Source organism: Mesobacillus maritimus (assembly GCF_044803185.1).
In the GTDB taxonomy this organism is placed as follows: domain Bacteria; phylum Bacillota; class Bacilli; order Bacillales; family Cytobacillaceae; genus Mesobacillus_B; species Mesobacillus_B maritimus_B.
Genome location: NZ_CP085225.1, coordinates 5,678,075 through 5,701,365 on the forward strand (window position 1 = coordinate 5,678,075; position 23,291 = coordinate 5,701,365).

A 23,291-nucleotide genomic window follows, 5' to 3' on the forward strand; every position below is an offset into this window, starting at 1 on the left:
TAAATATTATTACGTTCGTGTATATGAACGAGCTCCCTCTAAAACCTATTCTTCCCTAAAAAGAAAAAAGATTAACCTATAATTAGGTTAATCTTTAAGCCCCTGGTGGGATTGATTGTGCATCGTACCTCGTCTCCAAGTTTACGAATTTATTATACTCTTTAACAAAAGCTAACTGAACAGTCCCCACCGGACCATTACGTTGCTTCGCAATAATAATTTCAATGATGTCCTTGTTTTCTGATTCCTTATCATAGTAGTCATCACGATATAAGAAGGCAACAATATCGGCATCCTGCTCAATACTTCCTGATTCACGGATATCTGACATCATTGGGCGCTTATCTTGACGTTGTTCCACACCACGGGATAGCTGAGACAAAGCAATAACCGGGACCTGTAACTCTCTGGCAAGAGCTTTTAGGGAACGTGAAATTTCCGAAACCTCTTGTTGTCGGTTCTCTCCAGACCGCCCATCCCCTAGAATAAGCTGAAGGTAGTCAATTAGAATCATCCCTAATCCATGCTCCTGTTTCAAGCGACGGCATTTTGAGCGAAGCTCACCGATTTTAACACCTGGAGTATCATCTATGAAAATACCAGAATTTGATAGACTGCCCATTGCCATCGTTAACTTACCCCAGTCTTCATCTGTTAATGAACCTGTTCTTAAATTTTGAGCATTGATATTGCCCTCGGCACAAAGCATACGCATCACTAGCTGCTCAGCACCCATCTCGAGACTGAAAATAGCCACATTCTCTTGAGCTTTAGTGGCAACATTTTGAGCAATGTTAAGAGCAAATGCTGTTTTACCTACAGAAGGACGTGCTCCTACGATAATTAAATCATTTCGCTGGAATCCTGCTGTCATTCTATCAAGCTCTGCAAATCCTGTTGGAATACCTGTTACATCACCAACACGATTAGCTATCGTCTCGATGTTGTCGTATGTGCGCACTAGTACATCTTTTATATTATGAAAGGCCCCAGCATTCTTTCGCTGTGCAACCTCTAGTATACTTTTTTCAGCCTCGCTAAGTAGTGACTCCACTTCATCTTCTCTAGAATAGCCATCGGAAGCGATTGTAGTAGCTGTTCGAATCAATCTTCTTAACAGAGACTTTTCTTCAACAATTTTTGCATAGTATTCAATATTAGCTGCAGTTGGAACCGACGCAGCCAGTTCACTCAGATAACTAACTCCCCCTGTATCCTCAAGTAGTTTTGCTGCAGCTAGTTCCTCTGTCACTGTAACCAAGTCGACTGCTTTCCCTTTATCATTTAGATTTAACATGACTTCAAATATCTTTTGATGGGCAGCTCGATAAAAGTCGTCAGGAATAAGGACTTCAGAAGCAACTGTCAAAGATGAAGGCTCTAAGAAAATAGCACCTAAAACTGCCTGTTCCGCTTCAATATTTTGCGGTGGCATCCGATCAGCTAATAATTCATTCATCTGAAAACCTCCTATAAGAGAAGATATATTGGGAACTTCCTCCCGCTATCTTTCTTTTTGGCTCTTTTCTCAAACTTTGTTGCATTTGGATATCAAATAGGATGCATGAAGCCTTATCTCACTTCAAAATTGCATTGTTATCTGAGAAAAGAGCTTGCAAACATACTATAACGTACTAAATAGCTTATATTACGTTAAAATCGGCTTTTGGATTTTAACAACAATCTTTACGAAAACAGCCTTCTTTTTTGAAAAGAAAAAAGTGATCAGCCTAAACAACTAATCACAAAATTAAATAGATAGGACAGAAAGCATGTCTGCCTTTCTGCCGGTTCTTTTATTTTAACATGTTTTTTCTGTAAAAGAACTGCCAAATTTAGTTTACTTCTTTTACATGGACATTCAGAGTCGCTGTTACTTCAGTGTGGAGTTTGACGGGAACCTTTGTTACCCCAAGAGCACGGATGGCATCATCCATTTCAATTTTACGTTTATCAATTTTAATTTTATGCCTTTTTTGAAGTTCTTCAGCAATTTGTTTGCTCGTAATGGAACCGAATAAGCGGCCACCTTCGCCTGATTTAGCTAAAAGTTCCACTGTTATCTTTTCTATCTTCTCTTTTAATTCTTTAGCATTTTCTAATTCTACCTCAGCTTGCTTTTCCTCTTTTTTCTTTTGAGCACTAAGTGAACTCATTGCCGCAGCAGTAGCCTCAGCAGCAAGACCCTGTTTAATTAGGAAGTTATGAGCATAGCCATCGGATACATTTTTCACTTCGCCTTTTTTCCCTTTGCCTTTTACGTCTTTTAGAAAAATTACTTTCATTCTTTATTTCCCCCTTCTAAATAATCAGTTATTGCAGCGGTCAACATTCCTTCAGCTTCTTCCAGTGATACATTCTGAAGCTGTGTAGCCGCGTTTGTCAGATGTCCACCACCCTGTAAACTTTCCATAATCACCTGAACGTTCACATCACCAAGGGAACGGGCACTAATTCCAATTAGATTGTCAGCTCTTCGGGAAATAACAAAGGATGCATTAACGCCATCCATCGTTAGCAACGTGTCTGCCGCTTGCGCGATAATCACTTGATTGCTTAACTCCTCTTCCTCTGCACGAGCAATAACAATCCCGTCATGATAGAAGTAAACATTCTCTATAATACGGGCTCGTTTGATATACGTGTCGACATCTTCCTTTAAAAACTTTTGAACTAGAATCGTATCTGCACCATGACTCCGCAAATAAGATGCCGCATCAAAGGTCCGTGACCCCGTTCTTAGAGTGAAGCTTTTCGTATCAACAATAATCCCTGCAAGTAAAGCAGTCGCTTCGAGCATTTGAATCTTCCCATTTTTAGGTTGATATTCTAAGAGTTCTGTAACCAATTCTGCTGTAGAGGAAGCGTACGGTTCCATATATACAAGCAAAGGGTTTTTTACAAACTCTTCCCCTCTGCGGTGATGGTCAATGACAACCGTGTTTTCAATGCGATTCAAAAGGCGTTCATCAATAACTAGTGAAGGTTTATGTGTGTCGACTACAACCAAAAGCGTATCATCATTTGCAATCTCATAGGCCTGTTCAGGACTAATAAAACGTGCATATAAATCTTCATTCTTTTTGATTTCTTCCATCATCCGCTGAACACTTACATCAATTTCCTGCTTATTTACGACTATATAGCCTTCACGTTTGTTCATCTGGGCAACTTTTAATATCCCAATTGCCGAGCCAATCGCATCCATATCCGGGTATTTATGACCCATAACTAGAACCTTGTCACTTCCAGAAATTAAATCCCTTAACGCATGGGAAATGACCCTTGCTCTAACACGTGTTCGTTTTTCCACAGGGTTTGTTTTCCCACCATAGAATTTAACTTTTCCATTCGGCTGTTTAATCGCAACCTGATCGCCACCGCGGCCAAGTGCGAGGTCCAAACTAGACTGAGCCTGAATCCCTAATTCCGGCAAAGAAGAAACCCCTGTCCCTACTCCTATACTAAGAGTGAGTGGGACATTCTGTTTCAGTGCAGTATCGCGTACTTCGTCAAGAATTGAAAACTTTCCTTTTTCCAATAACTGAAGAATATGTTCATTAAAAACACCAATAAAACGTTCAGAGGATACTCTTTTCAGAAAAACCCCATTATTGGTAGCCCAAGTATTTAATATCGACGTAACTAAGTTATTTAAGCTACTTCTCGTTTGATCGTCCATTCCTTGTGTTAATTCATCATAATTATCTAAATAAATAAAGGAAATCACGGTTCTTTCATTATAGTAAAGCTTTTCAATTTCTGCCTGTTCTGTTACATCAAAAAAGTAGAGCAACCGTTCCTCTGCTTTATGAACTATTTTAAACTTGCGATCATGGAGAGAAACCACTTCAGTTTCAACTTCTTGCTTAATTAATGGAATGATGACATCTGCTACATCATAGAGAGAGCGCCCAACCAAGGTATCCTCGTTGAAACAAGATGCAATAAATGGATTCGTCCATTCAATAAGATAGTCATCATTAATCAACATAATTCCAATCGGCATTTCCATCAGTGCTTCTTCCCCGACTTTTTTTACGCGATAGGATAAAGTTGATATATACTCTTTTGTTTCTTTCTTAATTTGATAAAAAACATTAAAAAGTAAGAAAACAAGTATTCCAGTAAGGAAATAGCCAATAGCTCCAATCAGCCAATTATAAAAAGACAAGATCCCTAGAAGAACCAGGAGCACAGCTATTAACCCATATAAGGGATATTTTATTTGCCGCCTTTCAAAGTAAGATGGCATGTACTCAGCTCCTAAGTTGTAAATTCTCAATTACTTTTTCGCTTCAAGGCGTTTCCTTAAATCGAAACCTAAGTCAATTATACCTAATATCCTTACGATATAAAGAATTAATGGAATAATGACTGAAAGAACAATGGTCACAATCAAGACGGCTTTAGGATACCCTTTAAGATGCGAATAATAAGCGATAAAGGTATATCCTTGAAGTAACATGAAAAATTGCAAAATAAATACAAGATTCGTTAATGCCCAATGCCAGTAACTACCTACCTCAGGTTGAAGAAACATTGTCGCTATTAGAGAAAATAGGTAATACCATAATAAGCTTTTCGGCAACGTCATATTTCTAAGCGGCATCCAGGATTGAACTTTAACACCGAACCGTTTCAAAAGCGGGAAACATAGTAATTGGATAAAGAAGACAATCATAAATGAAGCCATGACAAACAAACTTGGCATAAGCGTCTCCATCAAGGCTACCGAATTCTCAAATTGTTCAAGAACAGCATCATCAACGGTTTGCCCCATACCTTCTAACATATTGACCGAAGTAGATATTGATTGCTGGAAGGCTGTCATAAACTCTTCAATGATATTCATGTTAAACAACACTACTGTTGCAGCATATTGAAGAATCGTATTGGCTAGGAACACAAGAGAGCCCGCTGTAAAAATTACTAACCTACTTTTCCCTTTGCCAATTAACACCCCCATTACACTACCAGTAATCCCATATGTAAGAGCAATAGGAATAGCTAAAAAGCTCCCCACAATTATTGATAGTAGCGTAGCTGCAATCGTAAACACTGACGCACTTTTCCAATCATGCTTTGCAGCAAACATGATAAACGGCATTGCTAGGAAAAAGTTAACGACAAGACCTAACCCTGGTATGTACAATGTAATTAACAATAATACTGTGAAAATGGCCAGTAGAACGGCCCCTTCTGTCAACCTATATGTGTTTTTTCTCAACTTTTCACCTCTAACAATAAAAGATCTTCATAAAGACTATTTTAGCCAGTACACTTTATAGATTCAACTACTTGTCCAACAAACTTTTAGCATTTATGACAAAAGGCAGCGGGAATCCCCGCTGCCTTTTGATTTCTGAACATTATTCTCCTGATACGTATGGTAATAATGCCATTTGACGTGAACGTTTGATTGCAACTGTTAGTTTACGTTGGTATTTAGCGCTTGTACCAGTTACACGACGAGGTAAGATTTTACCACGTTCTGAGATGAATTTTTTTAGAAGATCAACATCTTTATAATCGATGTGTGTGATTCCGTTAGCTGTAAAAAAGCAAACTTTACGGCGCTTAGCGCGTCCGCCTCTACGTCCTCCCATTGCCATGAGTTTTCCCTCCTTTATATTTTGGATTTTATTTAAATCGTCCTACTTAGAAACACTAAAATGGTAAGTCATCATCAGAAATATCGATTTGACCGCCACCTGCAAATGGATCATCATCCACTTTCGTGTTTCTTTGTGGTTGTGGTTGGCGTTGATTCTGATTTCCAAATGGGTACTCTTGTCCACCACTCGGGCGAGAAGTGAAATTGTCTCCACCTCTATCAGAGTTCTGGCTTTGACCTTTTGGCTCAAGGAACTGAACACTCTCAGCCATTACTTCAGTTACATAAACGCGTTTACCGTCCTGACCTTCATAACTACGAGTTTGGACACGACCATCAACGCCTGCTAAGCTCCCCTTTTTCAAGAAGTTTGCAACGTTCTCAGCTGGACGACGCCAAACTACACAGTTAATAAAGTCTGCTTCTCTTTCTCCTTGCTGGTTCGTAAACGAACGATTAACAGCTAGAGTGAAAGAAGCAACTGCTACTCCGTTTGGTGTATATCGAAGTTCTGGATCCTTGGTCAAACGGCCGACAAGAACTACACGATTCATCATCAGTAATCAACCCCTTTTTCTTCCATAAAGTTCCACGTGGAACATTGTTGATGGAAGGTTATATTTAAAAAATTATTTTTCGTCTTTAATTACCATATGGCGAACGATATCTTCGCTGATTTTTGCAAGACGGGAGAATTCATCAACCGCAGCTGGACCAGCATTCACCTGAAGGATTTGGTAGTAACCATCGCGGAAATCATTGATTTCGTATGCAAGACGGCGCTTACCCCAGTCCTTAGTTTCAGTAACCTCCGCACCATTATCAGTCAAGATGCCGTTGAAACGCTCAACTAAAGCTTTCTTCGCTTCATCTTCAATGTTTGGGCGGATGATGTACATAATTTCGTACTTTCTCATCACTTTCACCTCCTTTTGGTCTAACGGCCCATCACTGATGGGCAAGGAGCAATTATTCATTACTCACAATGAAAGATTATATCATAGCAATAAAACAAAAGCAACTTTACTCTAAATGGAATCTTTTTTCAGCTTGCTCATCTTAACTATAAATAAATACTAACATATGTTCGTGTTTTTGTCCAATCCAGGATAATATAAAAAACCGTAGAACCTTATTTATCTCACCTCTCTTAAATCAAAAGTGCTAGACCCTAATTATACTAACTTCTGAAAAAGAAAATAAGCGGAGTTTTTCCGGTTAAATGCAGAATAGAGCTAGTTTCAGGGGAAATAACGGGAGTTTTTCCACTTATCCAAATAAAAATCATCCATTTTTACGTTTTTTGAGTTAATAGCGGGAATTTCTCCGTTTATTTAAGCTTTTTTCAAAGCTATTTTCTAATTAAGGGAAATTATTCCCCCTATTCTTGCTAAGTGTCAAAGAAAGCAAGTAGAGCAGGGTAAATTCCATTATGGTTCCCCTGCTCTTTCATTTGAGAATCATTATGCTCTTTTTTGCACCTCAAAAAAAAGAACCCGTAGTTATTCTACGGGTCTTAATCTTATACATTAAAACGGAAGTGAATAATATCTCCGTCTTTTACGTCATAGTCTTTTCCTTCTAATCGTACTTTTCCTGCTTCGCGGGCTGCGGTCATGGATCCTGCAGCGACTAGGTCATCGTAGAATACTGTTTCAGCACGAATGAAGCCTCTTTCGAAGTCTGAGTGAATGATTCCAGCACATTGTGGAGCTTTCATTCCTTGACGGAAAGTCCAAGCACGAACCTCTTGAACCCCTGCAGTAAAGTAGGTGGCAAGTCCCAGTAGATTATAAGTTGCACGGATTAACTGATCCAATCCTGATTCTTCGATGCCGAGTTCAGATAGGAACATTTCTTTCTCTTCTCCATCAAGCTCGGAGATTTCTTCTTCAATTTTGGCACATACAACAATTACTTCTGCATTGTCTTTTGCTGCAAAGTCACGAACCTTTTGGACATATTCATTGGTAGATGGGTCTGCGACATCATCTTCTCCAACATTTGCCACATAAAGCATTGGCTTAGCGGTTAATAAGTGAAGTCCTTTGACAACCTTTGATTCTTCTGGAGTAAATTCTACCGCCCGTGCAGGCTGATCATTTTCCAAGGCTTCCTTCAGTCTTTCAAGGATTGGGAACTCAACCATTGCCTCTTTATCCTTTTGCTTCGCCATCTTCCCAACTCTGTTAATTCGCTTCTCTACAGATTCAAGATCGGCAAGAATAAGCTCTAGATTGATGATTTCAATATCAGAAATGGGGTCTACCTGCCCTGAAACATGGGTTATATTGTCATCTGCAAAGCAGCGGACAACTTGGCATATTGCATCTACTTCACGAATATGAGCAAGAAACTTGTTTCCAAGCCCTTCTCCTTTACTTGCACCTTTTACAATCCCTGCAATATCGGTAAACTCAAATGCTGTTGGTACGGTTTTCTTTGGTTGAACCAATTCTGTTAATTTCGTTAAACGGTGGTCTGGTACTTCAACTATCCCGACATTTGGATCAATTGTACAGAATGGGTAGTTCGCTGATTCTGCACCAGCTTGTGTAATTGCATTAAACAAGGTCGATTTCCCTACGTTCGGAAGCCCGACAATACCTGCTGTTAAGGCCATCCTTGTCACTCCTCTAAAAAAGATCTATTTTAACTTACTTATTTCGCAGTTTAACTGACGGAAACAAATTTGCCTCCCACAATTATAGATAGTAGAAAAAAAAAAGACAAGCCATCTAGAAAATGTACATTAATGGTAGACACTAGGAAAATCTACTCTTTGAGTACATCCTCTATAAGACAGCTTGTTAAACAGAAAGCTTTTTAATATTTACAAGACAATCATACAAGGTACTTCCTTGGCGGTTATCCGACTCTGAATCGGATGTGAGTTGATTGACTGAGCCGCCAAACTTCTGCCAATTTCCTTCATCAATATTAATGGTACCAGGATGGGCAAGCTTCAAAATGGATACCTTTCCTTCTATCTTGCCACGTTCATTCCAAACAAGTACTAGATCCCCTTCCTCAAGCTCCTTTTCCATCACAATATCTTCAGCAACCTCTACCTTTACTTCAGGAGTCCCCCCTAAGAGGTGATAGAATTGCGAATGATTAGAACGAAGCGGATGAATGCTTAGTAAAGAATAGGGATAGTTTTCAGCAAGAGCCGGATTCGTCCACTTCGACTCCGTTGGGAGAGATAAGGTCAGTTCCCCACTAAATCCAGCATTTTTAGCTGTTTGTGAAGTGAACTCATACTTCCCACTAGGTGTTTTAAAATTCCAATCACTCCAAGGAATAGGATTGACTGGCAACTCAGCAAACTTTTTCTCTCTTAAAACATCTAGCGTAATTCCCTTCTCTACTAGAGAAGCAAGACCCATCTTGATATAGTCTTCTCTGGTATACGCAAATTCCTCTCCAAAACCAAGTCGGTTCGCTAGCTCAGTCCAAATCCACTCATCTGTCCTAGCCTCACCTGGTGGCTCAACAAGCTTTGGTCCATGGTTTACATAATGATGGTACATAGAAGAATAATAGATATCCTCTGTTTCGAATGCCGCTGTTACCGGTAATACATAATCCGCCATTTCAGCTGTGTCGGTCAAATACTGGTCAATCACAACAAGAGTCTCTAGAGAGGAAAAGGCTTCCCTAGCTTTATTTGTATCAGGAAGCTGTGTTAATGGGTTCCCACAAGTCACAATCGCCATTTTCACTTCTGGCTCTGAGGCTGTTAAAATCATCTCTGCCTGTTTCATCATTGAGAACGTTCTGCTTTCTGTTTTTCGATGTGGCATCGTTAAAGCCTCAATATCAAAACTTTGGCCAACATGTTTATTGGCATAATTGGCTCCACCGCCTGGTAGGCCAATATTTCCGCTGATTGCTACTAAGGCATCGATTAAGCGAACGGTATTTCCCCCATTGGCATAGCGTTGCATGCCTAAACCAAATAGAGTCGCAACTGGTCGTTTTGCGTAAACCTCTGCGAGCATTGTTATTGTCTTTATAGGAACTTCGGTCACAGTTTGAATATAATCAAGAGAAACACCCTTTAAAAGCCTTTTTAAATCGTCAAAACCTATAGAATGAAGTTCAATAAACTCTTTATTTTCTAGGCCCATTCGAAGCATTTCCTTCATAATCCCTGCTGCTAATAACCCATCAAACCCGGGCTTAATTGAAATATATTGATCAGCCAGTTTAGCTGTTGCATTGAAAATTGGATCAATGACGTACAAGGTTGCCCCAGCTTTTTTGGCCTTTTGCAATTCAGCGTATAAATGCATATTGGTTCTTGCTACATTTCTCCCCCAAATCACAATGCTCTTACTATTCATGATATCCCCTGGGGCATGGCTATAGGCATCTCCAAAATCCCAATTCTGAGCTTCAATTCCAGAGCCCCAACAAAGCGACCCAGTTAATTCTGTTACTCCACCATAGTTGTTAAAAAAGCGGGCATCGAGATTGGTTAACAACCCACCATTGGCATAGTCATGACTATGCAGAACCGACGTTGAACCATATTCCTTTTTATAGGTTTTTAACTTCTCAGCAATTTCATCAAGAGCTTGCTGCCAAGAGATCTTTTCAAATTCACCGGCAACCTTCTTCAATGGGTACAACAGACGATCACCCGAGTTCACTCGTTTTTCAAGCATCCTTCCTCTACCACAAATTTTCCCCTTCGTGATCGGATGCTCGGTGTCCCCTTCCACCTTTACCACTTTGCCGTCTTCAACTGTCACCTTAAATCCACAGCTATCCCAGCAATTTAGCGGGCATGCTGCATGAAAAACTTTAGCCAATTGCTCTCATCCCCATTTTTTCTGTTCTATATTCTATCAGTCTAATCGATTTATAGATAAGCTATTTTCTTGAAGTTTGATGTTAAAATTGTAAAAATCTTAAAACCGATTTTTACTACCTAAAGCCGATTTTAACGCAAGATAAGCTATTTGGTACGCGATAAAAAGTTTGCGCGCTCTTTTCTCATTGTTAAAAGGGTACTTTGTAGTGAAAAAAGGCTTAATCTAATCAAATTTGTATCCAAGAGCAACAAAGTTTGAGAAAAGAGCTAAATAAAAAGAAGCAGGACTACTCTTCCTGCCTTACAAGTACCTTTTTCATTTTTCTAGTGAAGTCCCTTCTAGGAATCAACACACTATGTCCACAGCCCTCACACTTAATCCGAATGTCCATTCCAAGTCGAATGATCTTCCATTTGTTTGTACCACACGGATGAGGCTTTTTCATTTCGACAATATCATTTAGCTGAAATTCTTTCTGTTCCAACACCTTTACCTCCTAAATGGCAACAAGGTTTCAAATGCAACCCATTTTTACACTGGGTTGCAGAATTATCTTTATTTTAACAAGTTTCGTCCTTATGCAAAAGAAAATGGTTTCGTAACTTTATGAATCATTGTAATAAAAGAACCTTAACTTAGCAAAAAAGTTGACACAGAATGTTTCTTTTTTCCTTTCATGTATAGATTTCAGTAAATTTCCGTATACTGGTATTATGAATTTAAGGGAGTGGAGCCAATGAATCTTAATTTTTTTGATAGGAAGGGTAGTGAGTTCAAGGTTAATCATGAGGACCCTCATGCTTCTACTAAACTTGCTAAACAGATCCTTTCATTAACGCCCACTGTTACAAGCCGTCCTATAGTCATTGTTTGTATTGGAACTGATAGGTCTACAGGTGATTCATTAGGCCCACTAATCGGTACCTTTCTTGAGGAAAAAGAAACTTCATCTATTCATGTTTACGGGACGTTAGCACAGCCCATACATGCTGTCAATCTTGAGGAAAAGCTTAAGGAAATTAAAGAAACACACTTCAACCCTTTTATTATTGGAATTGATGCTTGTCTAGGTCGGATGAAGAGTGTCGGTAACATTCAAGTCGGAACAGGGCCGGTCAAACCAGGCGCTGGCGTAAATAAAGAATTGCCAGAGGTTGGCGATATTCATATTACGGGAATTGTCAATGTTAGTGGTTTTATGGAGTTTTTTGTTCTGCAAAATACAAGATTAAACCTTGTTTTGAATATGGCCAAAACGATTGCGAATGGGCTCTATGAAACAAGCACGCTCTTGCCTAATAAACAAACCTGGTCTGAGCTTAAATGGGACATAGACCATGAACATACGAACTAAAAGAGGAAGGCATGTTGCCTTCCTCTTTTTCAATTCTCATTCACATTAAAACCTGATATCCATAGATTACCGTAACAATTACAGCCGTCACTAGGATGCCGGGTAGGAGATTGGCCACTTTGATTTTTGTCAAACCTAGTAAATTTAATCCTATTGCAAAGATCATCACTCCACCTGAAGCTGTCAGTTCCATAATGAAACTATCCATAAGTTCGGCGGGGATAAAACGGTCAATCTGCGTCGCAAAAGTTGCAATTAATCCTTGGTACAGCACAACTGGAACGGCTGAAAAGATAACGCCAATTCCTAGTGTTGTTGTTAATATTAGCGCTGTGAACCCATCGATAATCGCTTTTGTATAAAGAACATCCTGCTCTCCTCGGATTCCGCTATCAAGTGCACCGATAATTGCCATGGCTCCAATCACAAAAATCAATGTGGCTGTGACAAACCCTTGTGAGATACTCCCCTGACCAGAAGTCCCAATTCTTTTTTCTAACCAATACCCAACAGAATTCAGTTTCCCATCTAAATCCAAATACTCCCCAATTACTGCCCCAAAGACAAGACTAATTATCACAATTAAAAAGTTTTCACTTTTAAATCCCATCTGTAAGCCTAGTACAATCACAGAAAGGCCAATTCCATACATAACGGTCGTTTTCATCCCCTCAGGGATACGATTTAAAAGCTTTCCAAGGAGAGTTCCAATAATAATGCATAGTCCATTAACAATTGTTCCTAATAAAAACATTTTATCCACCTATTAAAATAAAATTTCAAAAGCAATTAGTTTATAAATACCATGAGAATAGAATAAATCTGTTATTAAAAAAAAGCCATCTTTACGATAGCTTAAGAGGAAGATTTCCCTATTAGCTCGAGGATGCGCTCAAGATCATCCTTCGAAAAGAAGTCTATTTCAATTTTCCCTTTATTTTTTGACTGTTTAATGGTTACCGTCGTGCCAAAACGTTCACGCAGATGACTTTCTTGTGCCCGAATAAAAACATCCTTTTCTGGCTTTTTCTTCGCTTCACGAGGAACAGCATTATTCAACTGCTGAATCAATAACTCAAGCTGACGGACATTCAACCCTTCTCTTATTGTCTTTTCAGCAACAGCTTGAAGTTGTTCCTTCTGCCTCAATCCTAACAATGCCCTGCCATGCCCCATTGAAATTTTCCCTTCGGAAATTAAAGCCTGAATCTTAGCCGGTAAACTTAACAACCTTATATGGTTAGCGAGATGAGGGCGACTCTTTCCTAGACGTTTGGCGAGCTCCTCTTGGGTTAATCCAAGCTTCTCCATTAAAGTTTGATAGGCAGCCCCTTCTTCAATCGGGTTCAAATCTTCCCGCTGCAGGTTTTCAAGAACAGCCAGCTCCATCATTTGTTTCTCATCTAGTTCACGGACAACCGCAGGAACAGTTTGAAGCTTTGCTGCTTTAGCTGCACGAAAGCGACGTTCCCCAACGACAATTTCATACCCCTTTATACTTTTCCTTACAATAATTGGTTGAAGGATGCCATGCTCAATGATGGAGTCCCTCAGTTCTTCAATTGCTTTTTCTTGGAAAATTTTACGGGGCTGATAAGGATTGGGTCGAAGTTCGCTAATGCTTATTTCTTTGACAATCTCTTCTGTATCTACTTCCATATTAAAGAATGCATTTAAACCTTTTCCTAACCCTTTAGCCATGTGAAAGCACTTCCTTTGCAAGATCTAAATAAACCTCAGCGCCACGCGACTTTGGATCATAAATAATGATTGGCTCACCATGACTTGGAGCCTCGCTGAGACGAACATTGCGCGGAATAATGGTTTTATAAACCTTGTCCTGAAAATATTTTTTTACTTCTTCGATAACCTGAATGCCTAAATTTGTCCGGGCATCTAACATCGTAAGCAATACACCTTCAATCCTTAATTCATGATTTAAGTGTTTTTGCACAAGACGAACAGTGTTTAATAACTGACTCAACCCTTCTAGTGCGTAATACTCACACTGAACCGGAATCAAAACTGCATCTGACGCAGTCAATGAATTAAGGGTCAATAATCCAAGAGAAGGTGGGCAGTCGATTAGAATATAATCAAAATTATCTTTAACCTCTTCTAAGGCCCTTTTTAATCTCACTTCCCGGGAAATAGTTGGGACCAATTCAATTTCTGCCCCTGCTAACTGAATGGTGGCGGGAATAATAAAAAGATTGTCCACCGATGTCGGAAGAATAACCGCATTTGCTTCAACATCATCTACGAGCACATCATAAATACATTGATTCACATCTGCTTTGTCAATCCCAACACCACTTGTGGCATTCCCCTGTGGATCAATATCCACTAACAATACTTTTTTACCGATATATGCTAAGCAGGCCCCCAAATTGACTGAAGTTGTCGTTTTCCCAACTCCTCCTTTTTGGTTAGCAATTGCAAGAATCTTGCCCACATTGTCACCTACCTTCAAACCTATAGCTTCTCAAATTTTTTTAATATAAAAAGAAAACACCCTTAAATTTACATAAGTATCATAGAAAAATTAATCATGTATTTTATTTTATCACAAACAGAATCTAGCAATCTAAAAATCTACAAAAAAAGTGAGAAACAGTCTTAGTTTCCCACTTTTTTTGTCTTATTTCTTTTTTGGAATCTGAATGGTGATTTGATAGAAATCATCAAATTCCTCTTCTTCTGACTTTAAATTAATCCCTGAATCGGTCACCATCGATAACGATTGACGAATTGTGTTAACAGCAATGCGCATGTCTTTGCTGAATGCTTTCCGTTTTGGTTTAGGCTTTTCAGCTGATTGATTAAGCAGTTTCTCTACCCTGATTTCTGTCTGTTTGACGTTCAGCGATTTTTCAATAATTTCTGCTAAAAGCTGAACCTGTTTCTCTGTATCTTTTAGAGGAATTAAAGACCGAGCATGTCGTTCAGAAATGGTTTTATTTAATAAGGCATCCTGAACCTCCTGAGGCAACTTGAGCAGTCGAAGTTTATTTGCAACAGTGGATTGTCCCTTTCCTAAACGCTGAGCTAATGCCTCCTGAGTTAAACTATGAATCTCTAATAGTTTCCCGTATGCAATCGCTTCCTCTATCGGGGATAGTTCTTCACGCTGAAGATTTTCAATTAAAGCGACTGATGCTGTTTCTGCATCACTTAAATTATTAATAATGGCCGGAACTTCATCCCAACCAAGGGATTTCATCGCTCGCCAACGACGTTCTCCAGCGATGATCTCATATTTTTCATCTTCAAATTCCCTGAGGACAATGGGCTGAATAACTCCGTGCGTGTGGATTGTACGGGCAAGCTCCTCAATTTTTTCATCGTCGAACACCGTTCTTGGCTGAAATCGATTCGGAACGATATCACCGATTGGGATTTTTTTAATTTCATCTCGTGCTTCCGGTTTCTCTACTTCTACTTGTTCAATCTGTTCGATCTGTTCTATCTGTTCCTGCTTTTCACCCAGACCAAAAAAGCGTGAAAAAGAAGGCTTCATTCCCCTGCACCACCTTTATGAAACTCCCTTTAACATATTCTCTATCTAAAGACAAGTTCCTGCATCTACCTATTATTATAAACTAAATTTAGGTAGAAGGTACCCCCTATTCAATGGGAGTTTTATTTGGGGTACCTGGTTTTCTCGGATATTGCTTTGGTGTTTTTTTCTCTTTATGAACAATTAGGATGTTTCGTTCACTTTCCTCTACCGGCAGCTTAAAAGAATGAACACTAGACATTTTCCCACCAAGAACAGCCAGTGCTTTTTTCCCACTCTGCAACTCTTCCTCTGCCTGTCCACCCTTCATCGCAATAAACGTACCACCAATTTGGGCTAAAGGAAGGCATAGTTCACTTAAAACGGATAATCTCGCTACAGCTCTCGCCATGACAAGCTGATACTTTTCACGATGAGCCGGATTTCTTCCAAACGTCTCTGCCCGATCATGGACAAACTGCACATTTTCAAGTCCGAGTTCCTGAGCGAGATGTTCGAGAAAGTTGATCCGCTTATTGAGCGAATCAACAATTGTGACCTGTAAACCTGGAAAGGCTATTTTTAAAGGAATGCTTGGAAATCCTGCACCCGCGCCAACATCGCATATTGTCAGTGGTTGGTTAAAATCAAAATAAAAGGCAGCCGATACAGAATCATAAAAGTGCTTAAGATAGACTTCTTCTTTCTGTGTTATCGCCGTTAAATTCATTTTTTCATTCCACTCAACAAGCGTGTTGAAATAAACCTCATATTGCTTCATTTGTTCGTCTGATAGGGTAATTCCTTTTTCAAGTAAAGCTTTTTGAAACTGGTCTGGATTCATAGACTAATCCTTTCTAAAAATAATGACATTAATCGTTTGAGACCTTGGCGATTCTTCCCTGTTCGATATAAACAAGTAGGATTGAAATATCAGCAGGATTCACACCAGAAATCCGTGAAGCTTGGGCAATAGATAGCGGACGAACATTTTTCAGCTTTTGTCGCGCCTCTGTTGCAATCCCCGTAATGGCATCATAATCAATATTATCCGGAATCTTTTTATCTTCCATCTTTTTTAGACGGTCAACTTGCTGCAATGATTTCTCGATATAACCTTCATATTTAATTTGGATTTCGACTTGCTCTTCAACATCTGAATCTAACTCTGTTTCAGAAGGAATAAGCTGTTTAATATGACTATAAGAGATTTCCGTCCGTCTAAGGAAGTCTGCAGCACGGATGCCATCCTTTAGTTCACTTCCACCTAATGATCGAATAAGGCTCTGAACTTCTTCGGAAGGCTTTATAATAATTGAGCGCAATCTCTTAACTTCTGCCTCAATTGCTTTCTTTTTCTGAATAAAACGAGAATACCGCTCTTCGGAGATCATTCCGAGCTCGTAACCCTTTTCGGTTAAGCGTAAATCAGCATTATCATGGCGCAGTAAAAGACGATATTCCGCTCTTGATGTGAGCAATCGGTAAGGTTCACTCGTCCCCTTGGTGACAAGGTCATCAATCATTACCCCAATATAAGCATCAGAGCGACTCAAGATCACTTCCTCTTTCCCTAGAGACCTTCTTCCTGCATTGATACCAGCCATCAAACCTTGACCAGCTGCCTCTTCATACCCCGATGTTCCATTAATTTGTCCAGCTGTATAAAGATTTTTCACAATTTTTGTTTCCAATGTTGGCCACAATTGTGTTGGCACGACTGCATCATACTCAATCGCGTAGCCTGGACGCATCATTTTTGCATTTTCAAGGGCTGGAATCGATTTTAAAATTTGATGCTGAACATCCTCAGGTAAGCTTGTTGATAATCCTTGTACATATACCTCTTGCGTATGCCGGCCTTCTGGCTCAAGGAAGATTTGATGACGTGGCTTATCATTAAAACGGACAACCTTGTCTTCTATCGATGGACAATAACGCGGACCTGTTCCTTTGATCATTCCTGAAAACATTGGTGAACGATGGAGATTATGGTCAATGATTTCATGTGTTTTTTCATTGGTATACGTTAACCAACAAGGCAATTGCTCGGTGATGTACTTTGTTGTCTCGTAAGAGAATGCCCTTGGAACTTCATCACCAGGTTGAATTTCCGTTTTTGAATAGTCAATTGTATTGCTATGGATTCTTGGAGGGGTTCCTGTTTTAAATCGGACCAAATCAAGGCCAAGCTCCTCTAGATGCTCCGAAAGCTTAATAGAAGGCTGCTGGTTATTAGGACCGCTTGAATATTTCAATTCTCCAAGGATGATTTCTCCACGCAGGAAGGTACCTGTTGTAATAACCACTGTTTGGGAGCGGTACTCTGCTCCTGTCATGGTCACAACACCTTTACAAACACCATCTTCTACAATTAGACGTTCAACCATTCCTTGAACCATTGTTAAATTTGGTTCTTCTTCCATCGTTTTTTTCATTTCATGCTGATAAGCAAATTTATCTGCCTGTGCCCTTAAAGCCCTTACCGCTGGCCCTTTTCCTGTATTCAACATCCTCATTTGGATATATGTTTTATCAATATTTCGACCCATTTCGCCACCAAGGGCATCAATTTCTCTAACAACAATCCCTTTGGCTGGTCCGCCAATTGAAGGATTGCAGGGCATAAACGCAATCATATCGAGATTGATGGTAATCATCAGTGTTTTGGCACCCATGCGTGCCGCCGCAAGGCTTGCTTCACTACCAGCATGGCCCGCCCCAATTACGATCACATCATAATTTCCGGCTTCATATGACATTTGGCTGCCTCCTTTTATTTTAGATTGGTACTGTTTAACTAGGCTGTTGATTTCCGCTCCAATCAACGTGTAAAAAAACAATAAGTACATTAATACAAACAAAAAATAAACTTTGTTGCAATTGGATGAGTAATTTGGATATTAATTATCCAGCAGCGCTTCTTCTTTTCTATTTGTCCAGCTCCAGCGCCTAGCGCTTCCGCTTTTCTATTTGTCTAGCTGCAGCGGCTAACTCCTCGGGTCATAAGCCACCCCGGAATTGAAGGCAAAGAGCGCCTTCTATTCCGGTTTGTCTTATGCCAGTCGGAGTTGAACAAGCCGCTTCCGCTTTTCTATTTACCTAAACAGAATTGAGAAAATAACTGATCGATTAGACTTTCATGGACACTGTCTCCAATGATTTCTCCGAGTAGCTCCCATGAGCGGGTTAAATCTATTTGTACAATGTCGATTGGTGTGCCCGATTCTACTCCACTAATTGCTTCCTCAATAGAACGGTTGGCTTGATTTAAAAGAGCAATATGGCGACTATTTGATACATAGGTAATATCGCCTGCCTCGATGGCACCTGAAAAGAACAAGGAAGAAATGGCTTCCTCAAGCTCATTGATTCCCTCATCTTCTTTTAAAGACGTCGTGACAATCCGATATTCCTTTGCTATCTCATTTAGTTCCTCCATATCCAACTGCTGTGGCAAATCCGTCTTATTGACAATAACGATGACATCCATGCCTTCAACTGCCTTGAATAAGTTCTGATCCTCTTCCGAAAGCTTTTCCGAGTAATTGAGAACTAGAAGAATCAAATCCGCTTCTTTCAAAACTTGTCGCGAACGCTCGACGCCAATTCGCTCCACAATATCTTCTGTTTCACGGATACCAGCTGTATCTAATAACCGTAACGGTACCCCTCTGACATTTACATATTCTTCAATGACATCCCTCGTCGTTCCAGGAATATCCGTGACGATTGCTTTATTTTCTTGTACCAGACTATTTAACAATGAAGATTTCCCTACATTCGGGCGACCAACAATAACGGTTGATAACCCTTCTCGAAGGATTTTTCCCTGCTGTGAAGTCTGTAATAATTGTTCTATTTCCTTATGCACGTACCTAGATTTTTCAAGAAGCATTTGATGGGTCATCTCTTCAACATCGTCATACTCCGGATAATCTATATTCACTTCTACATGGGCTAGTATTTCAAGGATTTCCTGTCGAAGCTTACGAATAAGCCGCGACAGTCGACCATCCATTTGTCCTAGTGCAACATTCATGGCTCTATCCGTTTTCGCACGAATTAAATCAATCACCGCTTCCGCCTGTGAAAGATCGATACGGCCATTCAAGAAAGCCCTTTTCGTAAACTCACCAGGCTCTGCAAGCCTTGCACCTTCATTAAGTACTAATTGTAAAACTCGATTAACGGACACTAGACCTCCGTGGCAATTAATTTCAATTACATCTTCCTTCGTAAAGGTTTTTGGTCCTTTCATCACCGAGACCATTACTTCCTCTGCTACTTCGTTCGTCTTCGGATCGACAATATGACCGTAATGTATCGTATGGGAAGAAACATCCATCAAGCTTTTGCTTCCGACTCCCTTAAAAAGCCTGTCCGCTATTTTAAAAGCATCTTCACCGCTTAAGCGAACAATCGCGATTGCGCCTTCCCCCATAGGAGTGGAAATCGCAGCAATTGTATCAAACTCCATCTTTTCACCTCATTACTTTGGACCGTACATCTATTTCACTATTATTGTTCACCAAAATTATAGAATATCACACCTACTATCAAAAAAATAGAATCCTGTCAGAGCTTATCCACAATAAATTTAAGTATAAATTATTTTAACTTATCCACATGTGAATAACAATAAATCCCTCTTCCCATCTTTGAGTTTTGTAAATTAAGGGCTGTTAAACTTAGCTGTTGATTTACACTCCAGGCACTTCGCTTTCCGCGGGCAGTCCGGGAGCCCCCTTCGTCGCTCTGCTCCTACGGGGTCTCCATTTGCCTTGCACTTCCGCAGGAGTCTACGGCCTTCCGCTCCAATCAACGTGTGAAAAACCAACAATTTACATTAACAAAGCCTAAACGCAAAAAAACCAACCTGTATGACAGATCGGTCTTTACTGATAACTTTAAAAGATAAGAAAGTATAAAAGTTTTTATTTAGAGAAATGTCAAGCTCCAGCGCACTAGCGCTTCTTATTTCCCGGCAGGAGTTATGACAATATGACGATGTGGCTCGCTGCCATCTGAAAATGTCTTTACTTTTTTGTTCCCCATCAAAGCGGTATGGATGGCTTTCCGCTCATATGAAGGCATTGGCTCAAGCGCAACGTCTTTTCCCGTTTTAATTGCTTTTTGGGCAAGACGTTCTGCTAACTGAACGAGCGTATCATTTCTCCGTTTGCGATAATCCTCAGCATCAACTAATACGGTATAGAATTGAGTTGAATAGCGATTCATCACAAGTTGAGTTAAATATTGGAGTGAATTAAGCGTTTGTCCCCTCTTACCGATTAGCAAAGCAATCTTCTCTCCAGTTAGAATAAAGTGAACTTGCTTTCCTTCTTTCCTTACTTCTACCTCTACTGGAGCACCTAGCCCTTTTGCAACCACCTTAAGGTAATTGGTTGCTTCTTCAAATGGATCAATTTTCACTGTAACTTTGACGATTGCAGGACGGGAACCAAAAATACCGAAAAGCCCCCTTTTCCCTTCATCAATCACCTGAGTTTCTGTGCGGTCCTTCGTTGTTTGTAATTGAGCCAGTGCTGATTTTACTGCTTCTTCGACTGTTTGTCCTGTAGCAGTTATCTGTTTCACTACTTCTTAGCTCCTCCCGCATTGCCGGTTGCTGGTTGTTTTTTCAAATCCGGCCCTTTAATAAGTATGGTTTGGACAATAGAAAAAATATTCCCCACAACCCAGTACAAGGATAAAGCTGAAGGAAGCGTGATGGCAAAAACAAGAATCATAATCGGCATCATCCAAAGCATCATTTTCATTTGTGGATTATCCGGCATTCCTATCATCATAATTTTTTGTTGTGCAAAGGTCGTAATCCCTGCTAATATCGGCAACAAATAAATGGGATCTGGAGAACCTAAGTCAAACCATAGAAAATTATGCCCAGCTATTTCCCTTGTTCTTACGATTGCGTGGTAAAAACCAATTAGAATTGGCATTTGTACAAAAATCGGCATACAGCCAGCAAGTGGATTCACCCCATGTTTTTGGAATAAAGCCATTGTTTCCTGTTGTAGCTTTTGTTGTGTCTTCTGGTCCTTTGAACTGTATTTACCCTGTAATTCTTTTAATTCTGGTTGAATTGCTTGCATCGCCTTTGAACTCTTTATTTGTTTAATCATAAGCGGCAAAATCGCAAAACGAATCAGAATGGTAACGGCAATTAGAGAAAGACCAAAGCTGCCACCAAGCCAACCTGCCATGCTTACGATTAGCCATGAAAGTGGATATACTATATATTCATTCCAAAAGCCCTCGCTTTCAGATGTGATGGCCTGATCATATTCTGTACAGCCTGTCAGAACTGCCATCAGAAGCAATAGACCAACTATAAGAAACATTCTATTCTTCAAACCCAATTTCCTCCTAACCGTGATGTTTACATCTAAAAAAACTCTTATATTTTTGAATGACCTAGAGCATTTCTCCACTTTGTATGTACTGGTACCCCGCTGGTCAAAAAAAACCTATCCATGTTTGTCCAAATGTATTTTATCATCTTTTATAAAAAAGCGCTTTAAAAAAAGGAACAATATCATTATTTTCTTCCATCATTATGACCATTGTTCCTTTTTTTCAAAACGCGCGCAACCTTTAATACATGTTCGAGACTTTTCTTTATATCCTGCATCCCCATTTCAGCAGCTGGTTTCCTAGCAATAATCACATAATCATTACCTGTACGAACCTCGTCCTTTAGTTCAAGGAATGCTTGGCGGATATATCTCTTGATTTGGTTTCTTGTTACTGCATTCCCAAGCTTTTTACTAACAGATAAACCAATTCGAAATGATTCCTGATCTTGCTTTTTCAGTACGTAAACAACGAATTGGCGATTCGCAAAGGATTTCCCGTTCTGAAAAACTTGTTGGAACTCTTTATTTTTTTTAATCCGTAATTCTTTTTTCATTCGAACACACCTTCACTCAGAGTTACGAACTTTATAATGGTCTTTTTTCGGGTCTAACAAACCTATTTTTATCAAATAAAGGCTGTTTTCTCAAAAATTGTTGTTAAAATTTTAAAAATCTTAAAGCCGATTTTTACTACCTAAAGCCAATTTTAACGCGAGATAAGCTTTTTTGTACGTTATAGAAGTTTGCAAGCTCTTTTCTCATTATAAAAAGGTATTTCCCAGTGGAACAAAGCTTCATCCATCCTATTTTGTATCCAAAAGCAACAAAGTTTGAGAAAAGAGCCTAAATAAAGAGAAAAAAGACCACTGACAGTTCAGTGGCCTAAGCTGATAATACTTTTCTTCCTTTACGACGACGGCGAGCAAGAACCTTGCGGCCGTTTGCACTACTCATGCGGCTACGAAAGCCGTGAACTTTACTATGCTTACGTTTATTTGGTTGGTAAGTTCTTTTCATATATGACACCTCCCTGAGGAATTAGCTGCTATCAGACAGTCCTACTAATTATAAGGACGGTACCAGTAAAATGTCAATAGTAACAGAAAGAAAACTGCTGATAACAGCTAAGATAAGTTTTTCCAGTTTAGGATTTCCTTCTTTTAAAGATACTTTTTGAATAAGGATAAAAAGCCTGTCTACACCCACCTGTGGACAAAAATCGACACGATTTTCTTTATCCACAATAGCAATTCACACCTTTTGCACAAAAAAGAACCCTGTGGACAATTATTTTCCACACAGGTATAGTATTGTGGATAAAGTATGAAAAAGCGTTGCGCCTTCTTGATTTATTTGATATTATATTTGTGTTTTCACTCTTAACAACTGGTACATCAAATATTAGTTGTCCACAAATTGTGGATAAGCTGTGGATAGGTTATCCAAGACTGTGCTTTGCACTTTGTCCACAATCAGTGGATATTGTCGAAAAACCACTTTATTTCCTATTATATATTTTTCCACATTAATAGACTTGTATAATTATAAATTTCGCCGGAAATGGCTTATGCAATGGTTATGCATTGAAAGTAAATCTTGCTAAAAGGAGGGTTATGGA

The 23,291-nt window shown here is 39.5% G+C and carries 23 protein-coding genes; 1 reads left to right on the forward strand and 22 read right to left on the reverse strand.

Annotated elements, in window-relative coordinates; translation table 11 throughout:
• Window positions 1-94 precede the first annotated feature (94 nt).
• From dnaB to LG336_RS27240, 10 genes are all read right to left on the reverse strand, one after another.
• Window positions 95-1,459, reverse strand: a complete 1,365-nt coding sequence (gene dnaB / locus LG336_RS27195) for a replicative DNA helicase (protein ID WP_404330591.1) — start codon at window positions 1,457-1,459, stop codon at window positions 95-97.
• Between the two features lie 376 nt (window positions 1,460-1,835).
• A complete protein-coding gene (gene rplI, locus LG336_RS27200; protein WP_404330592.1) occupies window positions 1,836-2,285 on the reverse strand; it encodes a 50S ribosomal protein L9 in 450 nt (149 codons plus the stop codon).
• Window positions 2,282-4,255, reverse strand: a complete 1,974-nt coding sequence (locus LG336_RS27205) for a DHH family phosphoesterase (RefSeq protein ID WP_404330593.1) — start codon at window positions 4,253-4,255, stop codon at window positions 2,282-2,284. The genes rplI and LG336_RS27205 overlap by 4 nt, the downstream gene beginning before the upstream one ends.
• 30 nt (window positions 4,256-4,285) lie before the next feature.
• Window positions 4,286-5,230: a YybS family protein gene (locus tag LG336_RS27210; protein ID WP_404330594.1), complete on the reverse strand. Its 945-nt coding sequence runs from the start codon at window positions 5,228-5,230 to the stop codon at window positions 4,286-4,288.
• Between the two features lie 142 nt (window positions 5,231-5,372).
• Window positions 5,373-5,609, reverse strand: a complete 237-nt coding sequence (gene rpsR / locus LG336_RS27215; RefSeq protein ID WP_221873761.1) for a 30S ribosomal protein S18 — start codon at window positions 5,607-5,609, stop codon at window positions 5,373-5,375.
• 61 nt (window positions 5,610-5,670) lie between these two features.
• On the reverse strand, window positions 5,671-6,174 hold the full coding sequence (gene ssb / locus LG336_RS27220) for a single-stranded DNA-binding protein (RefSeq protein ID WP_404330595.1): 504 nt from the start codon (window positions 6,172-6,174) through the stop codon (window positions 5,671-5,673).
• A 72-nt stretch (window positions 6,175-6,246) separates the two neighbouring features.
• Entirely contained in the window at window positions 6,247-6,534 is a 288-nt protein-coding gene (gene rpsF, locus LG336_RS27225; RefSeq protein WP_404330596.1) for a 30S ribosomal protein S6, read from the reverse strand.
• Between the two features lie 605 nt (window positions 6,535-7,139).
• Window positions 7,140-8,240: a redox-regulated ATPase YchF gene (gene ychF, locus LG336_RS27230; RefSeq protein WP_404330597.1), complete on the reverse strand. Its 1,101-nt coding sequence runs from the start codon at window positions 8,238-8,240 to the stop codon at window positions 7,140-7,142.
• Between the two features lie 187 nt (window positions 8,241-8,427).
• Window positions 8,428-10,437: a molybdopterin-dependent oxidoreductase gene (locus LG336_RS27235; RefSeq protein ID WP_404330598.1), complete on the reverse strand. Its 2,010-nt coding sequence runs from the start codon at window positions 10,435-10,437 to the stop codon at window positions 8,428-8,430.
• Window positions 10,438-10,726: 289 nt separating this feature from the next.
• Complete coding sequence (locus tag LG336_RS27240) at window positions 10,727-10,924, reverse strand: DUF951 domain-containing protein (RefSeq protein ID WP_404330599.1); 198 nt, start codon at window positions 10,922-10,924, stop codon at window positions 10,727-10,729.
• 252 nt (window positions 10,925-11,176) lie between these two features.
• On the opposite strand from LG336_RS27240, the gene yyaC reads away from it, so the two are divergent.
• Window positions 11,177-11,794: a spore protease YyaC gene (gene yyaC, locus LG336_RS27245; RefSeq protein WP_404330600.1), complete on the forward strand. Its 618-nt coding sequence runs from the start codon at window positions 11,177-11,179 to the stop codon at window positions 11,792-11,794.
• Window positions 11,795-11,834: 40 nt separating this feature from the next.
• On the opposite strand, the gene LG336_RS27250 is transcribed toward yyaC, so the two are convergent.
• The 12 genes from LG336_RS27250 to LG336_RS27305 form a co-directional block, all read right to left on the reverse strand.
• Window positions 11,835-12,548 (reverse strand): DUF554 domain-containing protein, encoded by a 714-nt coding sequence (locus LG336_RS27250; protein ID WP_404330601.1) that lies wholly within the window; start codon window positions 12,546-12,548, stop codon window positions 11,835-11,837.
• A 101-nt stretch (window positions 12,549-12,649) separates the two neighbouring features.
• On the reverse strand, window positions 12,650-13,495 hold the full coding sequence (locus LG336_RS27255) for a ParB/RepB/Spo0J family partition protein (protein WP_404330602.1): 846 nt from the start codon (window positions 13,493-13,495) through the stop codon (window positions 12,650-12,652).
• Window positions 13,488-14,249, reverse strand: coding sequence for a ParA family protein (locus tag LG336_RS27260; protein WP_404330603.1), 762 nt, complete (start codon window positions 14,247-14,249; stop codon window positions 13,488-13,490). Before LG336_RS27260 ends, LG336_RS27255 begins: the two co-directional genes overlap by 8 nt.
• 186 nt (window positions 14,250-14,435) lie before the next feature.
• Window positions 14,436-15,314 (reverse strand): nucleoid occlusion protein, encoded by an 879-nt coding sequence (gene noc, locus LG336_RS27265; RefSeq protein ID WP_404330604.1) that lies wholly within the window; start codon window positions 15,312-15,314, stop codon window positions 14,436-14,438.
• 106 nt (window positions 15,315-15,420) lie between these two features.
• On the reverse strand, window positions 15,421-16,137 hold the full coding sequence (rsmG, locus tag LG336_RS27270) for a 16S rRNA (guanine(527)-N(7))-methyltransferase RsmG (RefSeq protein ID WP_404330605.1): 717 nt from the start codon (window positions 16,135-16,137) through the stop codon (window positions 15,421-15,423).
• Window positions 16,138-16,165: 28 nt separating this feature from the next.
• The gene (mnmG, locus tag LG336_RS27275) at window positions 16,166-18,055 is read right to left on the reverse strand and encodes a tRNA uridine-5-carboxymethylaminomethyl(34) synthesis enzyme MnmG (RefSeq protein ID WP_404330606.1); all 1,890 of its coding nucleotides are present in this window, start codon (window positions 18,053-18,055) and stop codon (window positions 16,166-16,168) included.
• A 332-nt stretch (window positions 18,056-18,387) separates the two neighbouring features.
• A complete protein-coding gene (gene mnmE, locus LG336_RS27280) occupies window positions 18,388-19,773 on the reverse strand; it encodes a tRNA uridine-5-carboxymethylaminomethyl(34) synthesis GTPase MnmE (protein WP_404330607.1) in 1,386 nt (461 codons plus the stop codon).
• A gap of 497 nt (window positions 19,774-20,270) precedes the next feature.
• On the reverse strand, window positions 20,271-20,894 hold the full coding sequence (jag, locus tag LG336_RS27285; RefSeq protein ID WP_404330608.1) for an RNA-binding cell elongation regulator Jag/EloR: 624 nt from the start codon (window positions 20,892-20,894) through the stop codon (window positions 20,271-20,273).
• Window positions 20,894-21,670, reverse strand: a complete 777-nt coding sequence (spoIIIJ, locus tag LG336_RS27290) for a YidC family membrane integrase SpoIIIJ (protein ID WP_404330609.1) — start codon at window positions 21,668-21,670, stop codon at window positions 20,894-20,896. The genes jag and spoIIIJ overlap by 1 nt, the downstream gene beginning before the upstream one ends.
• A 185-nt stretch (window positions 21,671-21,855) precedes the next feature.
• Window positions 21,856-22,227 (reverse strand): ribonuclease P protein component, encoded by a 372-nt coding sequence (gene rnpA, locus LG336_RS27295; protein WP_404330610.1) that lies wholly within the window; start codon window positions 22,225-22,227, stop codon window positions 21,856-21,858.
• A gap of 328 nt (window positions 22,228-22,555) precedes the next feature.
• Window positions 22,556-22,690: a 50S ribosomal protein L34 gene (rpmH, locus tag LG336_RS27300; protein WP_066059809.1), complete on the reverse strand. Its 135-nt coding sequence runs from the start codon at window positions 22,688-22,690 to the stop codon at window positions 22,556-22,558.
• 48 nt (window positions 22,691-22,738) lie between these two features.
• Window positions 22,739-22,915, reverse strand: a complete 177-nt coding sequence (locus tag LG336_RS27305; RefSeq protein ID WP_404330611.1) for a hypothetical protein — start codon at window positions 22,913-22,915, stop codon at window positions 22,739-22,741.
• Between the last annotated feature and the right edge of the window lie 376 nt (window positions 22,916-23,291).